At 63.6% G+C, this 17,394-nt stretch carries 15 protein-coding genes and 1 tRNA gene; 7 read left to right on the forward strand and 9 right to left on the reverse strand.

Translation table 11 applies throughout. The features are described 5' to 3' along the window. Nucleotides 1-11: 11 nt before the first annotated feature. Together EI983_RS07375 and EI983_RS07380 are read left to right on the forward strand one after the other, a co-directional pair. Nucleotides 12-1,655: a divergent polysaccharide deacetylase family protein gene (locus tag EI983_RS07375; RefSeq protein WP_246162331.1), complete on the forward strand. Its 1,644-nt coding sequence runs from the start codon at nucleotides 12-14 to the stop codon at nucleotides 1,653-1,655. A gap of 71 nt (nucleotides 1,656-1,726) precedes the next feature. Continuing rightward, entirely contained in the window at nucleotides 1,727-2,473 is a 747-nt protein-coding gene (locus EI983_RS07380; protein WP_157706734.1) for a DUF1194 domain-containing protein, read from the forward strand. Here the strand turns inward: EI983_RS07380 and EI983_RS07385 are convergent. The 9 genes from EI983_RS07385 to fabI form a co-directional block, all read right to left on the reverse strand. Next, nucleotides 2,461-3,015 carry an rRNA large subunit pseudouridine synthase E gene (locus tag EI983_RS07385; RefSeq protein ID WP_157706735.1) on the reverse strand — a complete coding sequence of 185 codons (555 nt, stop codon included), beginning with the start codon at nucleotides 3,013-3,015 and terminating at the stop codon, nucleotides 2,461-2,463. The two genes, EI983_RS07380 and EI983_RS07385, sit on opposite strands and share 13 nt — an antisense overlap. Nucleotides 3,016-3,053: 38 nt before the next feature. Further along, complete coding sequence (locus EI983_RS07390) at nucleotides 3,054-3,668, reverse strand: rhodanese-like domain-containing protein (protein WP_157706736.1); 615 nt, start codon at nucleotides 3,666-3,668, stop codon at nucleotides 3,054-3,056. 107 nt (nucleotides 3,669-3,775) lie between these two features. Then, nucleotides 3,776-5,290 (reverse strand): anthranilate synthase component I, encoded by a 1,515-nt coding sequence (trpE, locus tag EI983_RS07395; protein WP_157706737.1) that lies wholly within the window; start codon nucleotides 5,288-5,290, stop codon nucleotides 3,776-3,778. A 7-nt stretch (nucleotides 5,291-5,297) separates the two neighbouring features. Then, on the reverse strand, nucleotides 5,298-7,142 hold the full coding sequence (locus EI983_RS07400) for a peptidyl-prolyl cis-trans isomerase (protein WP_157706738.1): 1,845 nt from the start codon (nucleotides 7,140-7,142) through the stop codon (nucleotides 5,298-5,300). 44 nt (nucleotides 7,143-7,186) lie between these two features. After that, a complete protein-coding gene (locus tag EI983_RS07405) occupies nucleotides 7,187-8,392 on the reverse strand; it encodes an aminotransferase (RefSeq protein WP_157706739.1) in 1,206 nt (401 codons plus the stop codon). 83 nt (nucleotides 8,393-8,475) lie between these two features. Then, nucleotides 8,476-8,979 (reverse strand): xanthine phosphoribosyltransferase, encoded by a 504-nt coding sequence (gene gpt / locus EI983_RS07410; RefSeq protein ID WP_157706740.1) that lies wholly within the window; start codon nucleotides 8,977-8,979, stop codon nucleotides 8,476-8,478. Nucleotides 8,980-9,014: 35 nt separating this feature from the next. After that, on the reverse strand, nucleotides 9,015-9,626 hold the full coding sequence (locus EI983_RS07415) for a LysE family translocator (protein ID WP_157706741.1): 612 nt from the start codon (nucleotides 9,624-9,626) through the stop codon (nucleotides 9,015-9,017). Continuing rightward, nucleotides 9,623-10,225 (reverse strand): LysE family translocator, encoded by a 603-nt coding sequence (locus tag EI983_RS07420; protein WP_157706742.1) that lies wholly within the window; start codon nucleotides 10,223-10,225, stop codon nucleotides 9,623-9,625. Before EI983_RS07420 ends, EI983_RS07415 begins: the two co-directional genes overlap by 4 nt. A 5-nt stretch (nucleotides 10,226-10,230) precedes the next feature. After that, on the reverse strand, nucleotides 10,231-11,052 hold the full coding sequence (fabI, locus tag EI983_RS07425; protein WP_157706743.1) for an enoyl-ACP reductase FabI: 822 nt from the start codon (nucleotides 11,050-11,052) through the stop codon (nucleotides 10,231-10,233). A gap of 210 nt (nucleotides 11,053-11,262) precedes the next feature. On the opposite strand from fabI, the gene pdxH reads away from it, so the two are divergent. From pdxH to EI983_RS07450, 5 genes are all read left to right on the forward strand, one after another. Further along, nucleotides 11,263-11,868 carry a pyridoxamine 5'-phosphate oxidase gene (gene pdxH, locus EI983_RS07430; RefSeq protein ID WP_157706744.1) on the forward strand — a complete coding sequence of 202 codons (606 nt, stop codon included), beginning with the start codon at nucleotides 11,263-11,265 and terminating at the stop codon, nucleotides 11,866-11,868. Nucleotides 11,869-11,990: 122 nt separating this feature from the next. After that, nucleotides 11,991-12,524, forward strand: coding sequence for a cold-shock protein (locus tag EI983_RS07435; RefSeq protein WP_157706745.1), 534 nt, complete (start codon nucleotides 11,991-11,993; stop codon nucleotides 12,522-12,524). A 23-nt stretch (nucleotides 12,525-12,547) separates the two neighbouring features. After that, entirely contained in the window at nucleotides 12,548-12,982 is a 435-nt protein-coding gene (locus tag EI983_RS07440) for a DUF192 domain-containing protein (protein ID WP_246162333.1), read from the forward strand. A 57-nt stretch (nucleotides 12,983-13,039) separates the two neighbouring features. Continuing rightward, a tRNA-Pro gene (locus tag EI983_RS07445) sits at nucleotides 13,040-13,116 on the forward strand. Between the two features lie 569 nt (nucleotides 13,117-13,685). After that, nucleotides 13,686-17,378 carry a vitamin B12-dependent ribonucleotide reductase gene (locus tag EI983_RS07450; RefSeq protein ID WP_157706747.1) on the forward strand — a complete coding sequence of 1,231 codons (3,693 nt, stop codon included), beginning with the start codon at nucleotides 13,686-13,688 and terminating at the stop codon, nucleotides 17,376-17,378. The last annotated feature ends 16 nt before the right edge of the window (nucleotides 17,379-17,394 follow it).

A 17,394-nucleotide genomic window follows, 5' to 3' on the forward strand; every position in this document is an offset into this window, starting at 1 on the left:
GGGCAAATGCAGTGGCACGCGGATTTTTGTCAGGGGTGATCGCCGGAACGCTTGTGTCGGGGCTTGGGCTCGGAACGGCGTCGGTACTGACATATGAGCGCGGGGCGCCTGCGCCGCAGCCGGGCAGCGTCGAGGTGCCCGCCGGTTCGGGCTTTTCGCAATCGCTGGAGGACACCACGGCAGCGCTGCCTTCGCCGGAAGCTTCGCCCGAGGCAGGAGCGGCCCCGGACGTGTCTGCGCCGGAGCCTGATGACCTGAGTGCCTTGCAGGACGGCGACACCGAAACCGCGGCGCAACCAGAGGCCGGACAGGCCGAAAGCGCCCTGGCACAGCCTGCCGAAGGGGCAGGGGGAAGCGGCGTGGAGGTGGAAACCGAAGCGCCTGTCCTGCCCAGCCCGCAGGCCGCGGCCCCCGAAGCCCCCGCAGGGGAGGACGATCTGTCGATCTCAACCGACCCGGCGCAGCCCGCGCTGAGCCAGGCGGTCGAGGAATCGTCGGCCTTTCCCGAAGAAAGCGAGGCCCCAGAGCCCGAAAGCGAGGTCGAGGTTGACCCTCAGACCGACACCGCCGCCACGGAACCGGAGAGCAGCGAAAACAACGCAGCACCCGAGCCTGCGGAACCGGAAGAGCCCGCCGCGAGTGTTGCGGCGCAGGACTCCCCCGCGACCGAGCCTGCCGCCGAACCTGTCACAGAGCCGACACAGCCCGAAACACCCGAAGTGGCCGCCGCGCCCGCAACAGAGACCGCCGAGGCGCCATCAACCGAAGAGCCCGAGGCCCTGCCGGCCCCCGTCACCGAAGAGGCGGCGCTGGCGGAGCCGGAAGCGGAAAATTCCAGCACGATCGGCGATCTGGCCCCCGAGGTGAAAACCAACCGGCTGCCATCGGTCGGGGACGCGGAGGAAGCCGCGCAACCCGAAGAGGCCGAGACGGCGCCGGAAAGCACGGAGGCCAGCGAACCCGAGGAGGACACCCGCCCGCCGCTGGAACGTTTCGCCGTGCCCTTCGATAACCCGGATAACAAACCGCTGATGTCGATCATCCTTCTGGATGACGGCACAAGCCCGGTGGGGCTTGAGGCGCTGCAAAACTTTCCCTACCCGCTCAGCTTTGCGGTGGACGCCGGCTGGGACGGGGCCGAGGATGCGATGGTCAAGTACCGCGCGGCGGGCTTTGAGGTTCTGGTGCTGACCGATCTGCCCGAAACCGCCGGTGCCAAGGATGCCGAGCAGGCCATGCAGGCGATCTTTGCGGCGCTGCCCGAGGTTGTGGCGGTAATGGAAGGCACCGGCAGCGGGCTGCAATCGAGCCGGGCGGCAGCCGAACAACTGGCGCCGATCCTGCGGTCGAGCGGGCATGGCGCCGTGCTGTTTCCCAAAGGGCTGAACACAGCGCAAAAGCTTCTGGCGCGCGAAGGCGTGCCGTCAGCGGCAGTGTTCCGGGACTTTGACGCCAAGGGGCAGAACGCCACGGTGATCCGGCGCTTTCTCGATCAGGCGGCGTTCAAGGCCGGGCAGGAGGAGGGTGGCGTTGTGATGGTGGGCCGCCTGCGCCCCGATACGGTCAGCGCGCTGTTGCTGTGGGGCTTGCAGGACCGCGCCAACAGCGTGGCGCTTGCACCCATTTCAGCGCTGTTGGGGTCGACGGTGCAGTAATCGCGGGCCTTGGGCGCGACAGCCCGCTCTTCCGCCCTGACAGGCGGCTTCGCAGCGGGTAGAGTGGGCCTATGCCTCGACTGAGATCCTTGTTTGCCTCGGCCGGTGCCGGGGTTTTGCTGTGCTTCGCCGCGACCTCGGTCGACGCGTGTCGGCAGGCGCTGGTACTGGGGCTGGATGTCTCTCTCTCGGTCAACAGGTTCGATTTTGCCCTGCAGCGCAACGGGCTGGCCGATGCGCTGACGGATGAGGCGGTGATGCAGGCGCTTCTGGCCGGGCCCGAGCAGCCAGTGACGCTGGCGGTGTTCGAGTGGAGCGGGCAGTTCAACCAGACGCTGCTGGTGGACTGGACGGTGATTGACAGTCCCGCCACCCTGCAAGAAATCGCCCTTGTGCTGCGCGAGGCTCCGCAAGGGCTGCGCTCAGGGCGGACGGGGCTGGGCGCGGCGATGGTCTATGCGCGCGACCTGCTCAGGCAGCGCCCTGACTGCGCGGTCTGGACCGTCGATATCTCCGGCGACGGGGTCAATAACAACGGGGTCGATCCGTCCCGGGTGCGGGCCCTGATGCAGGCCGAGGATATCGGGGTGAATGCGCTGGTGATCGAACAGCCGCTGGTGACACCAGAGCCAGGCACACCGTCGCTCAGCACCTATTTTGCCGCCAATGTCATTGTCGGCCCGCAGGCTTTTGCAGAAGTGATCCATGATTTCGAAAGCTACGGCGCCGCGATCCGCCGCAAGCTTCTGCGCGAGCTGGAACCAGTGGTGGGGCAGGCGCCGCGCAAGACGCCGCGCCGACTGGCTCAACTGCCCTGAAGAAACCGCCATTCCCCGGGGGCGAGCCCGTCCAGTGTCCAGCCGCCGATGCTCCAGCGGACCAGCCGCAGGGTCGGGTGGCCCACATGCGCCGTCATCCGCCGCACCTGCCGGTTGCGCCCTTCGGTAAGGGTAAGTTCCAGCCAGCAATCGGGCACCGACTTGCGAAACCGCACTGGCGGATCGCGGTCCCAGAGTTGCGGCGGGTCGATCCGGCGCGCCTTTGCGGGACGGGTCAGGCCGTCCTTGAGTGTCACGCCGTCGCGCAGCGCCCTGAGAGCGGCCTCGTCCGGCAGGCCCTCGACCTGCACCAGATAGGTCTTGGGCATCTTGTGGCGCGGTGTTGCGATACGGGCCTGCAGCCGACCATCGTCGGTAAGCAGCAAAAGCCCCTCGCTGTCGCGGTCGAGCCGCCCGGCGGGGTAGACACCGGGGCAATCGATATAGCCCGAGAGCGTCGGCCGCGCAGAGCCTTCCGTGCCTTTGTCGGTGAATTGCGACAGCACGCCGTAAGGTTTGTTGAAGGCGATGAGCCGGGTCATGCCCGCCTCATGCCAAAACGCGTGAGACGGGGCAAGCGCTAGTCTGTGCTGATCAGCAAACCGGCGCGGGGGGTGTAGGTCCAGGGAGCGCCTGCGTTCTTCCAGCCATTGACCTCGCGGCGGCCGTCCTTGTTCTTGTCGCCCTCGAAACCGTCGACCACCGAATAGAGCGGCACGTCAACACCGGCTTTGATCAGGATATCCACCGCGGCGGCACTGCGCCCGCCGGACCGGCAGATCACCAGAACCGCCGAAGGGTCACGTCCGGCGAGAAATCGCTTGGTGGCCCCGGCGAAGCCGCGGTTGGGCATCATCTTGTAGCGGTTCTTTTTCGCATTGAAGGCGTGGCTCGGGTCGAACAAGGCAAGCGGTATGTTGGCGTCGGTGTCGGTGGCATAGCCGGCAATCACGGTTTCCTCGGGGGTGCGGACGTCGATCAGCAGAACGTCGTCGCGCGCGGCCAGAACTCCTGCCGCCTCAGCCGCGGTGAGGTAGAGACCCGCCTGCGTCCGCTTGCCCTTGGGCAGGGAGGCCGAAGAAAGTGAGGTTTCGATCCCGGTATCAGCGGATTGGGCGAACGTGGCGGCGGGGGCGGCCACAACAAGGCTGAACGCGAGAAGCGGAGCGGTAAGAAGTCTGGTAAGAAAAGTCATGTCGACATCCTCTGGGTGCGCATTCACAGGACAGGAGATGTCATTCCTAGGGCAGATGGCAACCCATCTCATTGAGCTGCATCAAACCCCGGCCTTTTCGGCGTGTTTCAGCCGTTTTCGGTGCCGGTAAACCGCGCCGCATCGGCCGCTGCGCGCCGGATTGCGCCGGATTTGTGCACCGTCTCCATGTATTCCGCCTCCGGGTCGCTGTCATAGACAACGCCGCCCCCGGCCTGGATATAGAGCTTTTCGTCCTTCACCACGGCCGTACGCAGGGCGATACACACGTCCATATCGCCGCCCGCGCTGAAATAGCCGACGCCGCCGCCATAGACGCCGCGCTTTTCCGGCTCCAGCTCGTCGATGATCTCCATCGCGCGCACCTTGGGGGCGCCCGACACGGTGCCTGCGGGCAGACCGGCCAGAAGGGCGCTCAGTGCGTCCTGATCCTCGGCCAGTTCGCCCACCACGTTCGACACGATGTGCATGACATGGCTGTAGCGCTCGATGATGAATTCCTCGGTCGGGCGCACGGTGCCGATCTTGGACACGCGGCTGGCATCGTTGCGGCCCAGGTCGAGCAGCATCAGATGCTCGGCCAGCTCTTTCTGATCGGCCAGCAGATCCGCCTCGTGGGCGCGGTCTTCCTCGGGCGTGGCGCCGCGCGGGCGGGTGCCCGCGATGGGCCGGATCGTGACCTCGCTGCCAAAGACCCGCACCAGGATCTCGGGGCTGGCGCCGATCACCTGAAAGCCGCCGAAATTGAAGTAGAACATGAACGGCGACGGGTTCGTGCGCCGCAAGCTGCGATAAAGCGCGAAGGGCGGCAGGCGGAACTCCTGCGTCCAGCGTTGCGAGGGGACGACCTGAAAGATATCGCCCGCCTTGATGTATTCCTTGGCGGTCTCCACGGCGGATTTGTAGCTCTCTTTGGTGAAGTTGCTCACCGGCTCGGGGGCCTCTGCCGCATCGCCCAGGTCGCGCGCCTGAGAGGGCAGGGCGCGGCCCATGTCGCGCAGCGCGTCCATCACCCGTTCGGCCGCCTGGGCATAGGCGGCGCGCGCGTTGAGGCCGGAATTGGCCCAGGCGGGGGCGACCACCGTGACCTCGCCCTTGACCCCGTCGAGCACCGCGACAACCGACGGACGCAGCATCACCGCGTCGGGCAGGCCGAGCGGATCGGGGTTCACATCCGGCAGATGTTCCACCAGGCGGATCATGTCATAACCCAGATACCCAAAGAGCCCGGCCGAGGCGGCGGGCAGATCCGCAGGCAGGTCGATCCGGCATTCGGCAATGAGCGCCCGCAGGTTGTCGAGCGGATGGCCCGCCTGCGCCTCGAAAGCCTGCCCGTCAAACCGCGCCTCGCGGTTGATCCGGCTGCTGTCGCCGTGGCACTGCCAGATCACGTCGGGTTTCATCCCGATGATGGAATAGCGCCCGCGCACCTCGCCGCCTGTGACCGATTCAAGCAGGAACGCATCGCGGGCCGCCTCGGTCAGCTTGAGCATCAGCGACACCGGCGTGTCGAGATCGGCCGCCAGACGGGCATAGACGACCTGATTTTGCCCGGCGTCGAAACCCTTGGCGAAGTCTTCGAAGGAGGGGGTGAGCTGCACCATGCAAGACCTACTGGAAGTTCGAATGCACGGCGTTCAACGCCTGCTGGTCAATCAGGATGTCGGTCCGGCTGCGGATGTCATTGGCCAGGATCTGAAACAGATCCTGCGCCAGCGCGGTATTGGCATCCTGGGACAAGGCCGCGCGCAGGCGTGTAAGCTCTTCATTGTCCGCGGCGGGCGGGGCGATGGTGTCGAGCCGCAAAACAAAGATGCGGCCGTCCTCGCGGATCACCTGCACATCGCCCTGAGACATATCGTAAACCGTTTCGATGAAATCCGCCGGGGTGTTGGTCAGGAAGGCCCTGCGGGTCAACTCCCGCGTGGTGGTTTCGGGCATGCCGTGATCGGCAAAAGCCGCCCCGCCGCGCAACGCGTCGAGGACGGGCGCGACCTGTTCGCTCAGGGCTTCGGCAACCGCCTGCCGCCGCCAGCCCGCTTCCACCTCGGCGCGGACCGCGTCCAGCGGCTGAATCTCAGGCTCAACCACCGCCTCGAGGCGCATGGCGAAAATGCCGTCATCGTCGAGCTTTTCCACCTCGGGATAATCCGAGGTCGTGATCTCGGCCGCGGCGCTGCGGAACGCGTCATAGGCGCCGATCGCGTCGGTCATGCCCGGGTGCCAGTCGATCTGGGCGAGCTGCATGTCGGTCTCTTTCGCGAGATCCTCCACCGTCGCGCCACCGGCAAGCAAATCCTCGATCCCGTCGATCTCGGCGTCGATCACGCGGCGGGCGCGGTCTCCGGCCAGCTCGTCGCGCAGCTGCGGTTCCGCCTCCTCAAAGCTGGTGGTCTGGGCCTGCAACACACCATTGATCCTAAAGAGGGCAGGGCCGATCGCGGTCTCCAGCGGGCCGACCACATCGCCCGCCTCGGCCGCAAACACGGCCTCGCCCGCCGCGCCCAGATCGGCCAGGCTCACATCGCCCAGATCCACATCGGCCAGGTCTAGCCCCCGTTCGGTCACCAGATCGTCAAAGCTCGCCTCTTCCGCGCGCACCCGCGCCAGAGCGGCCTCGGCGGCGGGGCTGTCGGGAAAGGCAAGACGCTCGACCAGCCGCCGTTCGGGTTGGTTGAATTCCTCCGAGCGGTCGTCATAGAGCGCGCGAAGCGTGTCCTCGTCCACCTCGACCGTGTCGATGATCATCTCTGGCGTAAGCCAGGCATAGGTGATCTTCTTGACTTCCGGAGTGGTGAAATCAGGCAGGTTGGATTGGTGATAGTCGATCAGGTCCTGTTCGTCCGGCTCTGTCAGCCCGGTGATCAGGTCGCCCTGATCCAGCATCGCCCAGGTAACGGTGCGCTCTTCGCCGATATACAGCATCAACGCATCGGTATAGATTTCAGGCAGTTCGATCCCCGTCACGACGGCCCCTTGCAGAAGGGTCCGGGCGGTCTCGGCGCGCAGGTCCTCTTCGAACTGGCCCTCCGTCAGCCCGGTCTGTTCGAGCTGAAAGCGATAGGCCTCGCGGTCGAAGCTGCCGTCGATGCCCTGAAAGGCGGGGATGTCGCGGATTTGCTGGGCGAGGTTCGCATCCCCGATGGAGACCCCCATCAGCCGCGCCTCTTCTTCCAGGGATGTGGCGGCGATCAGCCGGGCCAGCACGATCTGGTCGATCTGCAATTCCTGCGCCTGGGCGAAGCTGACCGGCTCGCGCCGCGCGGCTTCTTCGGCGCGGATGTCGTCACGCAGCATCCGGGCATATTCGGTGACGCCGATATCGCTTTCCCCGACCGAGCCGATGCTGCGCACATTGCCGCCCAGGTTGGTCACACCGAACCCGCCAAGGCCAAGGATCAGCAGACCCATCAGGACCCACATGGCCGATTTGCCGATACTCTTCTTGCCAGACATGGCGTGCTCCCGTCGGTGTCTTTGTCGCTCTGGTTGAGGCTTGTCTACGCGCTCGGCCCAGTGGGGGCAAGAGGCCAACTGAGGCGTTCCAGACGGTCGAAAAGCGTCCCGATCTGGGCACGGTCCACATTGGCGAAGGCCAGCCGCAATTCGCGGGCACCGGAGGGATCGTCCGCAGGCCGGAACATGGTGCCCGGCAGCAGCAGAACACCGGCCTCCGCGACCAGTTTCTGCGCCAGTTCATTCGACGGCATGGCAAATGGATGGCGCAGATAGGCGAAATAGGCGCCATTGCCCAGAAGCTCCCAGCCCCGGGCGGCGAGCTTTGGCATGTTGTCCTCGATCGCCGCGCGCCGGTCGAGGATTTCGGCGCGTTCGCCGGCCAGCCACTGGCCGAGGTTGCGCATCCCCCAGAGCGCTGCGTGCTGGCCCAGCTGGTTGGGGCAGATCGTGACCGTGTCGAGAAACTTTTCGGCCTCGGCAAGGCGGGCGGGCGAGGCCACCATCGCACCGACGCGATGGCCGGTCAGGCGATACGCCTTGGAAAAGGAATACAGCTGGATCAGCGTGTCGCCCCAGTCCGGATCGGTAAAGAGATCATGCGCCGCCCCGCTGCGCGCATCGAAGTCGCGATAGGTCTCATCGACGATCAGCGCGATACCGTGGCGCTGCGCCAACTCGTAAAAGGCGCGCAGGAGGCTTGCGGGATATTCCACGCCACCGGGGTTGTTGGGGCTGACCAGCACGATGGCGCGGGTGCGTTCGGTGATGTATGTGGCGGCCTGGTCCGGATCCGGCAAAAGGCCCGCGCCCGCCGCAAGAGGAACGCATTGCAAGCCGTTCATATCCAGCCACATTTTGTGATTGAAATACCAGGGCGTCGGCAGGATCACCTCGTCCCCTTCGTTGGTCAGCGCGTTGATCGCGGCGCAAAACGCCTGGTTGCAGCCCGAGGTGATCGCCACGTTTTCGGTGCTGAGAGTGCCACCATAGGCGCCGGACCATTGCGCCGCCACTTCGGCGCGCAGCTCGGGCAGGCCCAGCACGGGGCCATAGAGATGCGCCTCGGGCTGGTTCAGCGCGGTTTCGGCAATCACCTTGCGCAAGGGCTCGGGCGGCGGGTCCACCGGCGCGGCCTGGCTCACGTTGATCAGCGGGCGTTCGGCCGGAAACGCGACCCCCTGAAGCCAGCGCCGGGCCTCCATGACGGGCGGGGCGAAGGTGCTCTCAGTGCGGCTGATCTGGGTCATCATCTGTCTCCGAAAGGGGGCTCGTCCGCCCTCACAGGCGGCCTCGCGAGGCGGGCACGTAAGGGGCCCGAAGAGCGGCGGGCTCAGGTGCCGCGATAGGGCTCGACATATTGCAGGGCCATGTCCCAGGGGAAGAAGATCCAGGTATCCTGGCTTACTTCTGTGACATAGCTGTTGACCCGGTCGCGGCCCATCGGCTTGGCATAGACCGTTGCGATATGCGCCTTGGGCATCGCCTTGATCACCACATCCAGCGTGCGACCGGTATCGACCAGATCATCGACGATCAGAACCCCCGTACCATCGCCCACCAGATCCATGTCAGGCGATTTGATGATCACCGGCTCGCTTTGCGCCTGGTGGTTATAGGATTTCACGCTGATCGTATCGACCGTGCGGATATCCAGCTCGCGCGCGACGATCATCGCCGGGGCCATGCCGCCGCGGGTGATCGCCACCACCGCCTTCCACTCGCCATTCTCGGGGCCCTGCCCATCCAGGCGCCAGGCCAGTGCCCGGGCATCGCGGTGCAACTGGTCCCAGCTCACATGAAAGCCCTTCTCATGGGGCAGGCGCTGATCTGTCATGGGGCGGCTCCTCGCAAATGTGGACCCTTCTTTACCTAGCCCGTGGCGATTTTCAATCCGAAGATGGCGATGAGCCCTCCAAAGGCGCGATCCACCCAGGCCTTGGCCCGCGCATAGGCTGCCCGTGGACGCGGCAGCGAAAACAGCCGGGCGACAAGGCAATACCACAGCGTTTCGTTGACGAAGATCACCGCGATTAGGGCCGCGCGCGTCCAGAGCGGCGTCTCGACCGGCACCAGCCCGACGAACACCGCACCGAAAAATACCGCGGATTTGGGATTGGTCAGGAAGGTCAGCAGGCCCAGGCGGAAGGCGGCGCCGACGCTGCGCGAGGTGACCGCGCCAGGGTCGGGCAGGGGCGCGCTGGCATGCCGCCATGTCTGGATCGCAATATAGATCAGGAACGCTCCACCCAGAAGTTTCAAGCCCACGAAAAGCTGCGGAACCAGTTCGAACACCAGTGCCAGCCCCGCCATGGCCGCCCCCGCCCAGAGCGCCGCGCCCAGCCCGAAGCCGAGCGCCAGCGCAACAGCGGCGCGGAACCCTTCGGAGGCCGCCAGCCGCACGCTGACCACAAAGGCCGGCCCGGGGCTCATGGCGGCAACAAGGTGGATCAGCACCACCGCGAGAAACGCAGCGGCGGTCATTTGCCGACGAGAAGCCGCAGGCCGAGCAGTCCCAGTACTGCACCGGCGATGCGGTCAAGCAGCGGTTTCAGCCGCAGATAGCCCGCGCGGGCAGGGGGTGAGGCAAGTGCCGCTGCAAAGCCTGCATAGACCAGCACCTCGACCGCGAAATGGTTGCCGACGATCATCGCCTTTTCCGCAAGGCTCAGGCCCGGCGGAAAGATCACCACCAGCACGGAGGCGGCAAAGAGCACCGATTTGGGGTTGCCCAGATTGATCAGAATACCCCCCCAGAAGGCCCGTGCGCGCGGGGTGGGGGCGTCGTTCACCGGGGTTCCGGCGTCGCGCCACAGGGTGTAGCCGATCCAGATCAGGTACAGCGCGCCCGCCAGTTTCAGCGCCGTGAAAGCAACGGGAAAAAGCGCGAACACCACCTCAAGTCCCAGAAGCGCGGCCCCGGTCCAGGCCGCCGCCATCAGGCCCAGCCCGGCCCCGGTCGCCAGACCCACGCCGAACCCGCCCGCCACGGATTGGCGCAGCGCATAGAGAAGCGCCGGGCCGGGGGCCGCCATTGCGGCCAGCAGCGTCAGGTTGAAGGCGATGAGGTGGGCAGCCTCCACCGAGCCTAGTCCTTGCGGCCGGTCACGACGTCGATATCCGGCGCATCCACCGCCTTCATGCCGACCACGTGATAGCCCGCGTCCACATGCAGGTTCTCACCGGTGACACCACTTCCGAGATCGCTCAGCAGATAGAGCGCGGATTTGCCCACATCGTCGATGGTCACGTTGCGGCGCAGGGGCGAGTTGAGCTCGTTCCACTTCAGGATATAGCGGAAATCGCCGATTCCGCTCGCGGCCAGCGTCTTGATCGGCCCCGCCGAAATGGCATTTACACGGATACCGTCCTTGCCCAGATCCTCGGCCAGGTATTTCACGCTCGCCTCCAGCGCGGCCTTGGCCACGCCCATGACGTTATAATGCGGCATCACCTGTTCGGCGCCGTAATATGTCAGCGTCAGCATCGAGCCGCCGTCCGTCATCAGCTTCTCGGCGCGCTGCGCCACGGCGGTGAAGGAATAGACGGAAATATCCATCGTCATCGCGAAGTTTTCACGGCTGGTGTCCACGTAGCGGCCGCGCAGCTCGGTCTTGTCGGAAAAGCCGATGGCGTGAACCAGGAAGTCGAGCTTGCCCCATTTGGCCTCGATCTCGGCAAAGGCGGCATCGATCGACGCAGGGTCGCCCACATCGCAGTCGATCAGCGTGTCGACACCCAGTTGCTCGGCCAGCGGCGCCACGCGCTTGCGGAAGGCATCGCCCATATAGCTGAACGCCATCTCGGCCCCGGCATCGGCGCAGGCCTTGGCAATGCCCCATGCGATCGATTTGTCATTGGCCAGGCCCATGATCAGCCCGCGCTTTCCTACCATTAGGGTGTTCGACATATCCTGGGCCCGTCCCGTTCTTTTTTGGTGTTCACAATCCTTTAGGGGAATGGCCCGGCTGCATCAAGGGGCGCGCAGGGCTCTGCGATCTTGACGGGAAATCTTCGGGCTCGGCGGATTCTTGTGTAAAGCAAAAGAAAATGTTGCAAACTTGGGGCGAGAGCGGCATTTCCCTCGAATATGGTCCTAAATTTGGGTACATGTGATTTTATGACTGAACGTGATGGAATTTTCAGCGGCGATGACCCCTTTGAGATCGCGCAGCGCTGGCTCGATGAGGCCGGCGAGAGCGAGGTCAACGATCCCAACGCAATGGCGTTGTCGACGGTGGATGCCGATGGCCTGCCCAATGTCCGTATGGTGCTTCTGAAAGCGATCGAGCCGGACGGGTTTGTCTTTTACACCAATTACGGATCGGCCAAGGGGCAGGAGCTGGAGGCCAATGCCCGCGCGGCCATCGTGCTGCACTGGAAATCGCTGCGCCGTCAGGTGCGGGTGCGCGGCAGCGTGACCCGCGTGGGCGGGGCGCAGGCGGATGAGTATTTTGCCTCCCGTTCACTCAAAAGCCGCCTGGGTGCCATTGCGTCGCGCCAGTCGCAGCCCTTGGAATCACGCACCGCCCTGATGGCGGATGTGGCCAAAGTCACCGCCAAATACGGGATCAATCCTCCCCGTCCCGCGCATTGGGGCGGCTTCAAACTATCACCAGTTGAAATCGAATTTTGGGCCGACGGGGCCTTTCGCTTGCATGATCGCTTTGTGTGGCGGCGCGAAGGGGCTGAAAACACTTGGGAAATCACGCGCTTGCATCCGTGACATTCACGCGACGTAAAATGCAAGCAACTGAATAAAAAACATTTTTTGCCCTTGCGCCTGAGGTGCAATGGGCGCAAAGGTTAACATCAGGTCTTAGGGATGGGACTGTACGGTAGGACGACGTGACACAGAACGATACAGCGACAAGGCGCGTCCACGGGCGCGTAAAATGGTTTGATCCGGTCAAAGGCTTCGGCTTTGTCATTTCCGACGAGGGCGGTCCGGATATCTTGCTGCATGCCAATGTGCTGCGCAATTTCGGACAAAGCTCGGTGGCCGATAATGCCGGGGTGGAGATCAAGGTTCAGGACACCGATCGCGGGTCGCAGGCGGTGGAGGTTCTGGCGATTCATCCGCCTGAAGGCAGCGAGGCGATCGGATTGTCCGATTTCGAACAGATCGACCCGGAACTGATCAAATCCGCCCCTCTGGAGCCTGCGCGCGTGAAGTGGTTCGACAAGGGCAAAGGCTTTGGCTTTGCCAATACCTTCGGCAGCGACGAAGATGTGTTCGTGCATATCGAAGTGCTGCGCCGGTCCGGCCTCGCGGATCTGTTACCCGGCGAGGCGCTGGCCATCCGTGTGATCCATGGTAAACGTGGCCGTATGGCGACGGAGGTCTGTGGATGGGAAAGCGCGGTAAAGGAATCGGATTAGGGTCACTTCTGTCCGGTCTGTTTATGGCGGCCGCGGCGGCCGCAGCCGATGACTGTCGTGCAAATCAGGTTCAGCTGCGCGGTGACTGGGGTACTGCGCGGTTCACGGTCGATGTGGCCGACACCGCCGAGACCCGGGCGCAGGGCTTGATGCATGTCGAAACCATGCCGCGCTCCAAAGGAATGCTCTTTGTCTATCCGTTTCCGCGCGAGGTGGGATTTTGGATGAAAAACACGCTGATCCCGCTCGATATGCTGTTCGTGGATGAGACCGGTACGGTCATCAAGGTGCATGAAAACGCGATTCCCCACGATCTGCGGCCGGTGATGAGCGACGGCGCGACGCTTGTCGTGCTGGAGGTGAATGGCGGGCTTGCGGGGCAGATGGGCATCACCCCGGGCTCTGAAATGCGCCATCCCGCCTTTGACCCTGACAAGGCGGCCTGGCCCTGCAACTGAACGCGGTGCAATAGGGCTTTTCAAAGCCTCCATTCACGAGTAGAGAGGCGCACGGTCCGGGGCGTGGCGCAGTCTGGTAGCGCACCTGTTTTGGGTACAGGGGGTCGTAGGTTCGAATCCTGCCGCCCCGACCATCTCCTCAGAACTCGGTTTGATATCCGGTTTCGGCAGCCAGCGCCGAGCCGTCGAAATTTTTTTCGGACCAGACGATTTGTTAAGAAAGATGAACGATGCGCCGACGGCAGCGGTCCTGCCGGGGCGGGGCATGTGCGAACTATCTGACCTAAGTGAGCCGAATAAAAAAGTTTCTCCAGATCTCTAAATGCCGGACCTGTCCGGTGCTGCGGCGCGGCAATCAATCAAGATGAATCACATCGCCCCGCGCCGCGTCCTTTTTCGGACTTGGTCAACCGCTTTTTGCGAAAAAAAATATAAAATTTTCGTTGACCGCCTATGGGGGAATACGTCAAGTTGTGTAAACCGGCCGCTAAGCCACAATATATAGTGGTAGGTCGGAGGCAGGGACAACACCCTACACCCAACATAACCGGGACAATCCCGGGAAAGAGCCTTTGTTCAAGGCTTTATGTCCGCGTCAGGTGATTGGCGCGTCCGGGAGGTGTGTTGTCCGCTGCGACAGGAGACATATGGCTCGCGATGCTGGGTCGCGACGGAACACCAAGCTGAAGTAGGGGCAGCTCAGATGAAAATCGAAAGAAAATTCACAAAGGCCGGGCAGGACGCATACGCGGATCTGGAGTTCATCACCACAAGCTCGGAAATTCGCAACCCCGATGGCACGACGGTTTTTCGCCTCGATGAGGTCGAAGTCCCCGCAAGCTGGAGCCAGGTGGCCAGCGACGTGATCGCCCAGAAATATTTCCGTAAGGCCGGCGTGCCCGCCTCCCTGAAAAAGGTCGAGGAAAAGGATGTTCCGGAATTCCTGTGGCGCTCGGTGCCCGCCGAAGATGGTGTGAAAACCGGCGGCGAAACCTCGGCCAAGCAGGTGTTCGACCGTCTGGCAGGGGCCTGGGCCTATTGGGGCTGGAAGGGCGGCTACTTCACCACCGAAGAGGACGCGCAGGCTTACTTTGACGAGATGCGCTATATGCTGGCCTCGCAGATGGCGGCGCCCAACTCGCCCCAGTGGTTCAACACCGGCCTGCATTGGGCCTATGGCATCGATGGTCCGGGTCAGGGCCACTACTATGTGGATTACGCCACGAAGGAGCTGACCAAATCCACCTCCGCCTATGAGCATCCGCAGCCGCATGCCTGCTTTATCCAGTCGGTCGCCGACGATCTGGTGGGCGATGGCGGCATCATGGATCTCTGGGTGCGCGAGGCACGTCTTTTCAAATACGGCTCCGGCACTGGCACGAACTTCTCCTCCCTGCGCGCCGCTGATGAGCCGCTGTCGGGCGGGGGCAAGTCCTCGGGCCTGATGGGCTTCCTGAAAATCGGGGATCGGGCGGCTGGCGCGATCAAATCCGGCGGCACCACGCGCCGCGCGGCCAAGATGGTCATCTGTGACGCGGACCATCCCGATATTCAGGAGTTCATCAACTGGAAAGTGAAAGAAGAGCAGAAAGTGGCGAGCATCGTCGCGGGCTCGAAAATGCACGAGGCCAAGCTGAACGAGATCTTCAGCGCGATCCGGGCCTGGGACGGCAGCAGCGAGGATGCGGTTGATCCCAAGAAGAACGAGCAGCTGAAGGCAGCTATTCGCGGCGCCAAACAGGTGCAGATCCCTGAGACTTATGTAAAACGCGTGCTGGATTATGCGCGGCAGGGCTACGATTCGATCGAGTTTCCGACCTATGACACCGATTGGGATAGCGAAGCCTATGCCAGCGTTTCGGGGCAGAACTCCAACAACTCGATCCGCGTGACCGATGCCTTCCTCAAGGCGGTCGAGGAAGATGGCGACTGGGCGCTGATCAACCGCACCGACGGCAGCGTCGCCAAGACCATCAAAGCCCGCGATCTGTGGGAAGATGTGGGCCATGCGGCCTGGGCCTGCGCCGATCCGGGCATTCAATATCACGACACTGTCAATGCCTGGCATACCTGCCCGGAAGATGGCGAGATTCGTGGATCAAACCCTTGTTCTGAATACATGTTCCTGGACGATACGGCGTGTAATCTGGCCTCCATGAACCTGCTGCAATTTTACAAAAACGAACAATTCGACGCAGAAAGCTACATGCACGCCACGCGTCTGTGGACCGTGACTTTGGAAATCAGCGTGATGATGGCGCAGTTCCCCTCGAAAGAGATTGCGCAGCTTTCCTATGAGTTCCGCACGCTGGGTCTGGGCTATGCCAATATCGGCGGCCTGCTGATGAACATGGGGCTGGGCTATGACAGCGCCGAGGGCCGTGCCCTGTGCGGTGCGCTGACGGCGATCATGACCGGTGTCAGCTATGCCACCTCCGCCGAGATGGCGGGCGAGCTGGGACCGTTCGAAGGCTACAAGCGCAACAAGAAACACATGCTGCGCGTCATGCGCAACCACCGCAACGCCGCTTATGGCGCCACCGAGGGCTATGAAGGGCTCGCCGTCAAACCGGTGCCGCTGGACCTGGCCAACTGCCCCGACAGCCGCCTTGTGGATCTGGCGATGGCCAGCTGGGACGAGGCGCTGAAACTGGGCGAAAAGCACGGCTATCGCAACGCGCAGGCCACGGTGATTGCCCCCACCGGCACGATCGGTCTGGTGATGGATTGCGACACGACCGGGATCGAACCCGATTTCGCTCTGGTGAAGTTCAAGAAGCTTGCCGGTGGCGGCTACTTCAAGATCATCAACCAATCGGTGCCCGCCGCCCTTGCCAAACTGGGCTATGGCAGCGCACAGATTGAAGAGATCGTCAGCTACGCGGTCGGCCACGGCACCATCGGCAACGCGCCGGGCGTCAACCACACCTCGCTGGCAGGGCACGGCTTCGGCGCAAACGAGCTGGCCAAGATCGACGCCGCCCTGGGCAGCGCCTTCGACATCCGCTTTGTCTTCAACCAGTGGACCCTTGGCGAGGAGTTCTGCAAGAACGTGCTGGGCATCCCGGCGGAGAAGCTGAACGACCCGACCTTCGACCTGCTGGCCAGCCTCGGCTACTCCAAGGCCGATATCGACGCGGCGAATGACCATGTCTGCGGGACGATGACGCTGGAAGGCGCGCCGCATCTGAAGACAGAGCACTATCACATCTTCGATTGCGCCAACCCCTGCGGCAAGAAAGGCAAGCGCTTCCTCAGCGTGAACAGCCACATCGATATGATGGCAGCCGCACAAAGCTTCATCTCGGGCGCGATCTCGAAGACGATCAACATGCCCAACGATGCGACCATCGAGGATTGCCAGGCTGCCTATGAGCGCAGCTGGCAGATGGGGGTGAAGGCCAACGCGCTCTACCGTGACGGCTCCAAACTGTCACAGCCTCTGGCCGCCGCCCTGGTCGAGGATGACGACGACGCCGCCGAAATCCTCGAAACAGGCACGCCGCAGGAAAAGGCCGCTGTACTGGCCGAGAAGATCGTCGAGAAGGTGATCGTCAAGGAAGTTGTCAAATCGCACCGCGAGAAGATGCCGGAGCGCCGCAAGGGCTATACCCAAAAGGCGGTCGTCGGCGGGCACAAGGTTTACTTGCGCACGGGCGAATATAGCGACGGTAGCTTGGGCGAAATCTTCATCGACATGCACAAGGAAGGCGCGGGCTTCCGCGCGATGATGAACAACTTCGCCATCGCGGTGTCGGTGGGCCTGCAATATGGCGTGCCGCTGGAAGAATTCGTCGATGCCTTCACCTTCACCAAGTTCGAACCGGCGGGCATGGTGCAGGGCAACGACTCGATCAAGAACGCCACGTCGATCCTCGACTATATCTTCCGCGAACTGGCGGTCAGCTACCTCGACCGCACCGATCTGGCGCATGTGAAGCCCGAGGGCGCGAGCTTTGACGATCTGGGCCGCGGCGAGGAAGAAGGCGTCAGCAACATCTCGGAAATGTCCGACAGTGCGGCCAACCGCTCGCTCGAGGTGCTCAAGCAGATCAGCTCGACGGGCTACCTGCGCAAGCGTCTGCCGCAGGAGCTGGTCGTGCTCAATGGCGGTCAGTCGGCCGAGGCCGTGGCGCTGAACGGTGCCGTGGACCCGGTGGCGGCGCTTGAGACGCTGGTGCCCGAAACCGCCGTTGCGGCGGCGGGGTCGGTGACCGCCTCGATCAGCACGACCACGGCAGTGGCGACGGGCACGGTCGAGATGGACGCGCGCACCAAGGCCAAGATGCAGGGCTATGAGGGCGAAGCCTGCGGCGATTGCGGCAACTACACGCTGGTGCGCAACGGCACCTGCATGAAGTGCAACACCTGCGGCGCCACGTCGGGCTGTAGCTGAGCCGGGGCCGCGAGGG

This window comes from Roseovarius faecimaris (assembly GCF_009762325.1).
Taxonomy (GTDB): domain Bacteria; phylum Pseudomonadota; class Alphaproteobacteria; order Rhodobacterales; family Rhodobacteraceae; genus Roseovarius; species Roseovarius faecimaris.

What these genes read in the sequence shown, in the direction of transcription:
- EI983_RS07415 (WP_157706741.1), bottom strand. Translation starts at nt 9,626, where the DNA reads ATGACCGCCGCTGCGTTTCTCGCGGTGGTGCTGATCCACCTTGTTGCC.
- EI983_RS07380 (WP_157706734.1), top strand. Translation starts at nt 1,727, where the DNA reads ATGCCTCGACTGAGATCCTTGTTTGCCTCGGCCGGTGCCGGGGTTTTG.
- EI983_RS07440 (WP_246162333.1), top strand. Translation starts at nt 12,548, where the DNA reads ATGGCGGCCGCGGCGGCCGCAGCCGATGACTGTCGTGCAAATCAGGTT.
- EI983_RS07390 (WP_157706736.1), bottom strand. Translation starts at nt 3,668, where the DNA reads ATGACTTTTCTTACCAGACTTCTTACCGCTCCGCTTCTCGCGTTCAGC.
- pdxH (WP_157706744.1), top strand. Translation starts at nt 11,263, where the DNA reads ATGACTGAACGTGATGGAATTTTCAGCGGCGATGACCCCTTTGAGATC.
- trpE (WP_157706737.1), bottom strand. Translation starts at nt 5,290, where the DNA reads ATGGTGCAGCTCACCCCCTCCTTCGAAGACTTCGCCAAGGGTTTCGAC.
- EI983_RS07385 (WP_157706735.1), bottom strand. Translation starts at nt 3,015, where the DNA reads ATGACCCGGCTCATCGCCTTCAACAAACCTTACGGCGTGCTGTCGCAA.
- EI983_RS07400 (WP_157706738.1), bottom strand. Translation starts at nt 7,142, where the DNA reads ATGTCTGGCAAGAAGAGTATCGGCAAATCGGCCATGTGGGTCCTGATG.
- EI983_RS07450 (WP_157706747.1), top strand. Translation starts at nt 13,686, where the DNA reads ATGAAAATCGAAAGAAAATTCACAAAGGCCGGGCAGGACGCATACGCG.
- fabI (WP_157706743.1), bottom strand. Translation starts at nt 11,052, where the DNA reads ATGTCGAACACCCTAATGGTAGGAAAGCGCGGGCTGATCATGGGCCTG.
- gpt (WP_157706740.1), bottom strand. Translation starts at nt 8,979, where the DNA reads ATGACAGATCAGCGCCTGCCCCATGAGAAGGGCTTTCATGTGAGCTGG.
- EI983_RS07405 (WP_157706739.1), bottom strand. Translation starts at nt 8,392, where the DNA reads ATGACCCAGATCAGCCGCACTGAGAGCACCTTCGCCCCGCCCGTCATG.